The organism is Microbacterium sp. (assembly GCF_003248605.1).
GTDB lineage: Bacteria > Actinomycetota > Actinomycetes > Actinomycetales > Microbacteriaceae > Microbacterium.
In genome coordinates this window covers 1-5,572 of sequence record NZ_QFPF01000134.1, presented here as the reverse complement: position 1 = coordinate 5,572, position 5,572 = coordinate 1, and the positions used below count along the sequence as shown (strand labels likewise).

The following is a 5,572-nucleotide window of genomic DNA, read 5'->3' as shown; positions in this document are numbered from 1 at the left end:
CAAGGGGCCCAAGCCCGACGGTCAGGTGCGGGACATTATCGAAGTACTCCTCGGCACCGCGCTGCGCATCGGCGAGTGCCTCGCTCTCCGCGTGTGCGATGTCGACGACGCTCCTGGCGGGATGACGATCTCCGTGACAGGAACGGTCGTCTTGCGTACCGGCAGCGGCGCGGTAAGGCAGGACCACCCCAAGACCGAGCACTCCATCCGGCGCATCGCCGTCCCCGACTTCGCAGCCGCCGTGATTCGCGCACGGCTTGCCGGCATCCCGACCAACAACCCGCAACGGACGATCTTCGCCAATCGCGCGGGCAATCCTCTCAGCCCCTTCAACGTGCGACGGACCTTCCGCGCGTTTCTCGAGTTGGCGGACCTCCCGGGGGAGGGGATCACCCTTCGGTGGTATCGACGAACCGGTGCGACAGTCATCGCGCGCGGGGCGAGCGCCGATGCTGCCGCCACCTTCCTGGGACACGGATCGACCGCGATCACCGAAGGGCACTACATCGAGCCCGACCGCACCGTGGATCGGGGGCCAGCAGGAATTCTCGAGCGGACTCTGCGCCGCGTGAATCCCGATACCTCGTTGCTCGCGACCGACGATGGAGCGGGCGATGATCCTGCGCTTGTCTTCCTCGACGACGAAGACATCGAGGCGGCGTGACGGCTGATCCAGCTATCGCCCGTGATCGGTCCCGCCCCAGCTCGCGATGGGTCCGCCGTTCGGGCCGTGGCTGCGGAGAAACTCTGCGTGCACCCGCTCGCACGCGAGGCGCAAGGTTGTGGACCAACCGATGACCTCGCCCTGAAAGCTCGCACGGTACCGGACGTCGGTGGCGTTCACGCGGCGGATCTCGACGGTGCCGTATGCACGGTCGAACCCGTCGAGCAGGTGCCATGTGCCTGTGGGACCTTCCTGCGCAGCGAGGAGGGGGTGCCATCGACTCGGTTCGACCATTGGGCTCTCTCTTCCGGCCGAACACACATGAGCGTAGAGCGGACCCCCGACACAGACGAGCTGCTATCGGGCGCGGCGCGCCCACCTTCCTGGCATGAGCGATCGTGAGCGCGCTGACGCCGTCCTGGAGCACGTGGCGGTGCTCGCGTTCCTGCACTACCCCGGCATCGAGGTGGATGACCCGAGTTACAGTCTCGCCGAGGACATCGAGTGGTGTCTCGCGCGGCTCGGCGACGTCTCCGACATCGAGCGCGAACGGTTCCGTGCGCTCTTCGCGCGCGCGATAGCCGACCCCACCGCGACACGCGAAGAGCTGTTCACCGCGCTCGTCGAGCTCGACGACGTGCTCGCCGTGGACCACCATGAGTGACGCGCGCCCGAGCGACGAGGAGCGCGCAGCGCGCCTGGCCGCACGGCGAAAGGCGTGGAACGACGCGCACCCGAACTACTACGTCGAGTACCGGGAACGGAATCGCGAGGACATCCGTCGCAAGAACCGCGACCGTGAACGCCAGCGGACGCAGCGCGCGCGGGAGGAGAAGGCGCACCGCCAGAAGGGAATCGATCGCGCCAAAGCGTGGGCGAAGGAGCACCCGGAGGAGCGTCAGCAGGCACGGGAGCGTTACAAGCAGAAGCACCCCGACGCGTACAAGCAGGCTCAGCGCGACTACTACTACCGGAATCGCGACGCGATCGCCGAACGTCGTCGCGCGCGTGAGGCTGCAGACCCGGAGAAGGCGAATGAGGCTCGCCGCCGCGCTGTCGACCGCGCTCGCGCAGCCGGCCGGGACTCGACGTGGTCGCCCACTGAAGCTCAGCGTGCGACTTACCGTGAACGCGAGAACGAGGCGAGGCGTCTCGCGCGTCGCCGGGCACGCGCCGGGCTTCCTGAGCGGCAGCTGCACCGGGTGCACGCTCCGGAGCGACGCCACAACGAAGCCGCAGCAACCGCCTTCTTCGCGAAGAAGCGCAGCGGTGGCGATGTCGCCCGAATCCGAGAGCAGGATGAACCGACTCCTCCAGAACTGGTGCATGCCCTGCAGGAGCGTTCTGAGAACCGTCGCGTCGTCCGCGAGATCCTCGCGATCGCCGACGAGTACTTCGCGGTCCATGAAGTAGAGCTGCGTGCGCGGGTCGCCGAGGTCTCTCGCGCGAGGTTCCGGGGCGGGATGCTCCCTCTCGACGTATACACGGAGCCCCGCCGTAACGCGTTGGAGTTCGCGAGCCGGGGCTATTTCCGTGCCAACGTCGCTTCGCCGACGTCGTCGCTGGAGGTCTTCCGCTGGCTCACGACGGATCTCGCCAAGCGGAAGCCCGGCAGATCGCTCTGAGAGACCCCTCATTGCGCGGAGCACCTGCAGCGCCATCGCGGGCCAACAGGTCAAGCATGCGTGACAGACCGGGCTGGCGCCGTTGAATCCGCGGTGGACGACCGCCGAGCGTCTAGTGTCTTCGGCCCACCAGTCAGCCGGCACGCACTTCGTACTTCGGCCACTTGTCGTATCGGTACGTGGATTCGAGCCGCGCGACGTGACCGTGTTCCTCAAGAGCGCCAAGCCAACTGCGCACCGCTTCCTCCGGGAATCTAACGTCACGGTCCATCGCGTTGAGTTCGTCGGTCATTCCCCGGATGCTCACACGCCACCCGTCGCGGCGCCCGTGAATGTACTTGAGGAAGAACTTTCCCTGCCACACCACAGGGGGGACGGGCAGGTGAATAGTCGTATTCCCGCTGGTCGGCTCGTGCTTGAGAAAGGCCGGCACGTCGCCAAATAGCTCGAGAATGCGTCGATGTTCCGGTGTCCCTGGCCAACGCCGCGCGAGGGCTTCAGCCTTCGTGCGTACCCGCGCGTAGAACGCCTCATATCCTTCCTGACGTCGCCGCTCGCGTTCGTCTGCTTCGTGCTTCTCCGCAGCGAGAATCTCTTCTACTCGCGCTGGGGCCGTGAGCAGATCGGCAAGCCGATCGGTCAGAAATCTTCGGTGAGCGTCGATCCAGAAGTCGGTCAGAGGTTCGGACTGTAGTTGGCCGCCGTGGTCGCTCAGGACCTGTATTCCGAGAAGCCGGTAGGGCGCTCCATCGCGCGTTACATAGCCAATGTGCTCGGCGGCGGGATCAATAAAGAGGATGGGTAGGCCGGCGTGCGCGACCGTAGACAGCGTCGAGCCGAACGAGATCCAGCTTGTCGAGTCGCTCCTGGGGTGGAAGTGTGCGCCGCCATATCCCCAGAGCCAGACGTCAACGATTCCCATGTCTCGGTATGAGTCATGTCGGGCCTGCCACTCGGCGGCGGTCATACCTGCGTACTGCACCTCGAACGCTATCTGCGCCCCTGTCGCGCGCGAGGTAGCTAACACATCGGCCCGTCGGCGTCCGTCCGCCGTCGTCCTCTCAAGATCGACTTCCAGTGAGGGGTACCGAGCTCTGAGCCAGCGTTGGAGCAGTAGTTGACTCTGCAAATGGTCGACACCCATCCCATCGTGCCCGCCGCCGGAAACGTGGGAGAACCCATGCCGATGCTCGCCGCGATCGACGATCTTGAGCATCGGTGATTCGCAATCGGGCACGATACAAGAGAAGGTCTCACCGGCGCCCCGCCGTTCCTTGAACGCCGGCGCGGCGCCGTCTGGCATGTACTCGACTTCACCGCCAGAGCCCACCGCGAATACGATGCGCCTCTCCGGCGATCCAGAGAAGGCGCGGTATTCATCGACAGAGTGCCCCACAGGCGCGGACTCTACCGCCCCTCGCCGACATCGCGATCGCCAAGAGGGCTGGGCGACCCTGAGAGGCTGGCGTCCATTAAGCCCATCAAGCTTTAGCTGCACTAGCAATTGCCGACCCGAGCTTCCCACTGGTCGTAGACCGCGTGGACCGGCCCGTCGTCGCGCAAGGTGTCGGCCCCTCCCGCATGAGCGATCGCGAGAGCGACTTCCAGCCACGTCTTGGCGTCCATCCAACGGGCACGATCGTCCGCCGCGCGAACCGCCGACAGATGTCAAGCCTGAGCGGACACTTCGCTATCGGTAGCGATCGTCGATGCACTGCGGCCTCCCCAGCCGATCCGTGGAGTGGGAGGTTCGTTCAGTGCTCCGCTAGAACGAGTGCGCGGCGCGTCCACCGCGAAGTGGCTGACTTCGGGTTCGACGTGAGGTGGAAGGCTCCGCATCGCATGCACGGGTGGACGCCGGCCACAACACGGTCGCGATGCTGATCAAGCATCCTGGCACGCGCAGCGAGCAAGGCTCGGCCAGCCACGTAGAGGGACGGATAGGGGACTTTCGGGCAGGTTGACACCGCGGCTCCATGTCGTAAACAGGAACGACCGCGGGTAACAGCGGTACTTTGTCGCAGCCCTTTCGGCTACGGCATCACGTGCCCCAAGTCGTCATCTCGCCACCCTGTCCGGTTTCCCGCGGGCCTTGGCGAGCGATCTATTGCGTACGAGCGTAGCGATGAACAAGAGCCCAGTCGATCTCTTGTGAGCGCCCCCGCATGCGTGCGGTCGGATGAAGTCGGATCCGTTCGTGGCGAGGTGAACTCCGCGGACTGGGCCGCCGTAGTGTGGGATCGTGGACGCGATACTCGAGCCGCGGGCCGTGGGGGACATCACCGGGTCCTTCTTCGTACCCGCGTACCAACGGGGGTATAGGTGGGGAGTCGAAGAAGTCGAACGGCTTCTCGATGATGTATGGGACAGCGAAGGCGAGCCGTACTATCTGCAGCCTGTGGTTGTGAAGGCGATGACTGACGGGCGCTGGGAACTCATCGACGGGCAACAGCGACTAACCACGTTGTTCCTGATCTTCCAGTACATGCGCACGGAGGGTTTGCAGAGCGCGGGGGCGGGTTTCACCCTCGAATACGAGACACGGACCGCGAGTGCCGAGTTCTTGAGTGAGCCATCGGAGGAGCGGCGCCGGGAGAACATCGACTTTCACCACATCTATGCCGCCTACCAGCACATCAGCGGGTGGTTCGAGGCCCACGCGCACCGCAAGCAGTGGGCGGCAAACCGGTTCTACGGCTTCCTCTTCGAGTCTGTGCGTGTGATCTGGTACGAGGCGGCGAAGGAACTCGATTCGATCGCCCTGTTCACCCGGCTCAATGTCGGCCGGATCCCGCTCTCTGATGCGGAACTCGTCAAGGCTCAAGTCCTTGCGAAACTCCAGAGCCGATCAGGGGTATCGGATCGGAGCGAGCAGACAGCTGCGCAGTGGGATCAGTTCGAGCGCGAGCTTCGCGCGCCGGAAGTCTGGTCGTTCGTCACCGGCCGCAGCCAGGACGACCCGACGCGGATCGGGTTGATCCTAGACACTCTCGCGGATCGTGCGGGCGGGAAGCCGGCTGGCAATCATCGGCCGCGCTACTACACCTTCGAAACACTGCATCCCATAATCGACGCCGACCCACAATCCTTCTGGGACGACGTGGTTGCGCTTCACTCTCTAATCGTCGGCTGGTACGAGGATCGCGACATATTTCACAAGGTGGGCTACCTCGTGGCCACAAGCCGTCATACCTTCGCGGATCTGCTCGAATCGGTACTGGGGCTTACCAGACCCGCGATGCAGGCAGTCTTGGACGAGCGCATCGCTCAGCACCTTAGCCAG

Annotated in this window: 5 protein-coding genes; 4 read left to right on the top strand and 1 reads right to left on the bottom strand. The window is 64.8% G+C overall.

Going from position 1 to position 5,572, the window contains the following annotated elements; translation table 11 throughout:
• The 3 genes from DI573_RS13540 to DI573_RS13530 all read left to right on the top strand — a co-directional run.
• Positions 1-664, top strand: a 664-nt coding sequence (locus tag DI573_RS13540; protein WP_292815352.1) for a tyrosine-type recombinase/integrase, incomplete at its 5' end; no start/stop codon positions are given.
• A gap of 388 nt (positions 665-1,052) precedes the next feature.
• Entirely contained in the window at positions 1,053-1,328 is a 276-nt protein-coding gene (locus DI573_RS13535; protein ID WP_292815350.1) for a hypothetical protein, read from the top strand.
• Positions 1,321-2,289 (top strand): hypothetical protein, encoded by a 969-nt coding sequence (locus tag DI573_RS13530; RefSeq protein ID WP_292815348.1) that lies wholly within the window; start codon positions 1,321-1,323, stop codon positions 2,287-2,289. Before DI573_RS13535 ends, DI573_RS13530 begins: the two co-directional genes overlap by 8 nt.
• Positions 2,290-2,422: 133 nt before the next feature.
• Here DI573_RS13530 and DI573_RS13525 read toward each other — a convergent pair whose 3' ends face one another.
• Positions 2,423-3,685: a competence protein CoiA family protein gene (locus DI573_RS13525; protein WP_292815346.1), complete on the bottom strand. Its 1,263-nt coding sequence runs from the start codon at positions 3,683-3,685 to the stop codon at positions 2,423-2,425.
• Between the two features lie 846 nt (positions 3,686-4,531).
• Here DI573_RS13525 and DI573_RS13520 point away from each other — a divergent pair.
• On the top strand, positions 4,532-5,572 hold a 1,041-nt coding region (locus DI573_RS13520), incomplete at its 3' end, for a DUF262 domain-containing protein (protein ID WP_292815343.1).

Bases quoted from the DNA above. Each gene is read 5' to 3' on its own strand.
- DI573_RS13530 (WP_292815348.1), top strand. From the start codon at position 1,321: ATGAGTGACGCGCGCCCGAGCGACGAGGAGCGCGCAGCGCGCCTGGCC.
- DI573_RS13535 (WP_292815350.1), top strand. From the start codon at position 1,053: ATGAGCGATCGTGAGCGCGCTGACGCCGTCCTGGAGCACGTGGCGGTG.